This is a genomic window from Kitasatospora sp. NPDC007106 (assembly GCF_040634455.1).
GTDB classification, from domain to species: Bacteria; Actinomycetota; Actinomycetes; order Streptomycetales; family Streptomycetaceae; genus Kitasatospora; species Kitasatospora arboriphila.
The window spans coordinates 1-2,157 of record NZ_JBEYFP010000931.1 but is presented as its reverse complement, the minus strand read 5'-3'; the positions used below and the strand labels follow the sequence as shown (position 1 = coordinate 2,157).

Below are 2,157 nucleotides of genomic sequence, written 5' to 3'. Positions count from 1 at the left end.
CGCCCCGCTCGCCGCCCGACGCGGCCGCGGCCGGCTGCGCCCGGGCGAACTGCGCAGCAGCCAGGCGGCCCTGGGTTGCCTGCTCGACATCCTGGCCGGGGGCGATCACGGCCACGACCCCGACGGTTACGCCGCGGAACTGTGCGCCCTCCCGACGCACCTCCGTACCGCTCCCGTGCTCTCGGCACTGCGGGTGTTCGAGGCCGTGTCCCACCTCGCCGCCCAGCGGGCCGACCAGAGCGGCTCCGGCGGCCCGGTGCCGTTCCTGCTGGCGACGCCGACCGGTGCCGACGGTGCGCTCGACCCGGCCGTGCTCGCGGAACGGATGGATGCCTGCCGGGCGGCCGGAACCGTCCCGTGGCCCGTCGACCTCGCCCAGGCGCTGCTGCGGCTGCCGCCTGACGCGGTGGCCACGGCCGCCGACCGGGCCCGCGGGCTCGGCGCCGTCCTGCCCACCCTGGCCCTGGAGGTGCCGGAGGGCTTCCACGTCCAACGCCCGGACATGCCCGAGCGGACGGGGCCGTACGGCTGGCAGCCGCCGGTCACTCCGCGGATCGTCCCGTGCGGCCGTCCGGGACCGGACCTGGCGGCCGTGGCACCGGCCGACCGGCCCGCCGTACTGCTGTCCGGGGTACCCGATCACGGTGAGTCCGCGTTGTTCGCCCGGGGCGGGCACTGGGCGGGCAGCCCGGCCTGGCTCGCGCAGTTGCCCGCCCAGACGCCCTGGCACCCGGAGTCCGCGGCGGCCCACGCCGTCCCGTCCCTCGCCGTCCAGGCGGTGGACGGCGACGGACCGCGCGGGGCGAACCCGGTGCTGCCCCTCCTCGCCGAGGCCCCCGGCATCCCGGGCCCGGTCTGCCACCTCGCCCTCGCGTACGGGCTGACGGCCGCCCGCGCGGACCACCGCACGGCCGCCCTGGACGCGCTGCTGACCATGGCCGCGCGCGGAACCCTGCGGGGGCGGGACCTCGGCGAGCGGCTCGCCGGGCTCTGGGAACTCACGGTCGCCAAACCGAACCGGTTCCTGCCCGTGCTCGCCGACGCGGCCCGCGGCGGCGCGGGCCCGGCGGTGTGGCCCGTCCTCGCTGAACTGATCGCGAAGGCCGCGGCCGCACCGGCCCGCCGCGGCCTGGCGGACCTGCTGACCACGGCCGCGGAATGCGCCACCGCCTCCGGCATCCGAGCCGACCTGTCGGCCCTCGACACGCTCACCGCTCCTGCCGCCCCCAGGCGGGTCCGGACGGAGGCCGCCCGGCTCCGTGCGGTGCTGGCCACCTGACACCGGTCCGACCTGCCGGTCCACGGACCAGTGGGTGACACCGGCTCCGGGCCGGTGGTCCGCGCGGGCGGTGGGCACGTTCGGATGCGGCGGCGGGGCGGGTGCGGCGGCGGGGCGGGTGCGGCGCCGATGTCGTCGACCCGGCGCACTCACGGCTGCAGGTCGCCGGGTCCGCGAGCAACGCGATCGGGCAGGTCCTCGCAGGGAGTCGGCGGACGGCTGAGGTCCCCGGACGCCGGACCCCGGCGACACCGTCGGCCCGCGCCGTCGGAATCGGGCAGGCCCGGTCAGCCCTCGTCGAGCAGGGCCAGCAGGCGGCGGGCCTGGTGGTCGGCGGTGCCGGGCGGGTTGCGCGGACGGTCCGGGCGGTCCATGGCCAGCAGGAAGAGCCACACCAGGGCGAGCAGCCGGCGGCAGTCGACGAGCCGGGCGGACTCGGCCGGCGCGAGGTCGAAGTGGCCCAGGAAGGCGGGCACGTCCAGGCCGGCGTCCAGCCACGCCGAGACGTGCTCGGTGATCTCGGCGAGTTCGTAGGCGCGGTCGCTGCGTCCCGACTCCTCGAAGTCGACCACCCGCACCCGGGTGCCGTCCCAGAGGTAGTTCGCGAGATTGCCGTCGCCGGGGCCGAACACCGCGGGCACCCGGGCGGGTTGCGACTCCCCCGCGACGTCCGAGGCGTCGAGCCAGGTCAGCCCGGCGTGCAGTGCCGCGGCCACGGCGGGGGACGCGTGCACCGGCAGCCCGGCCGCCCGCCAGGCGCGGATCCGGGCCACCAGCTCCGGCGGTCGTCCGGGGCGGAGCGGCACCTGCGCCAACCGCCCGGCCGGCACGCAGTGGTGCAGCTCGGTGACGGCTTCGGCGAGCGCCCTGGTCTGCCG

General features: G+C 78.2%; 1 protein-coding gene and 1 pseudogene. One reads left to right on the top strand and one right to left on the bottom strand.

Going from position 1 to position 2,157, the window contains the following annotated elements; all coding sequences use genetic code 11:
• Positions 1 to 1,279 (top strand): annotated as a pseudogene (locus ABZ641_RS34155) (hypothetical protein); the annotation flags it as partial.
• Between the two features lie 287 nt (positions 1,280 to 1,566).
• Here the strand turns inward: ABZ641_RS34155 and ABZ641_RS34150 are convergent.
• Positions 1,567 to 2,157, bottom strand: a 591-nt coding sequence (locus ABZ641_RS34150) for a phosphotransferase (RefSeq protein WP_359988208.1), incomplete at its 5' end; no start/stop codon positions are given.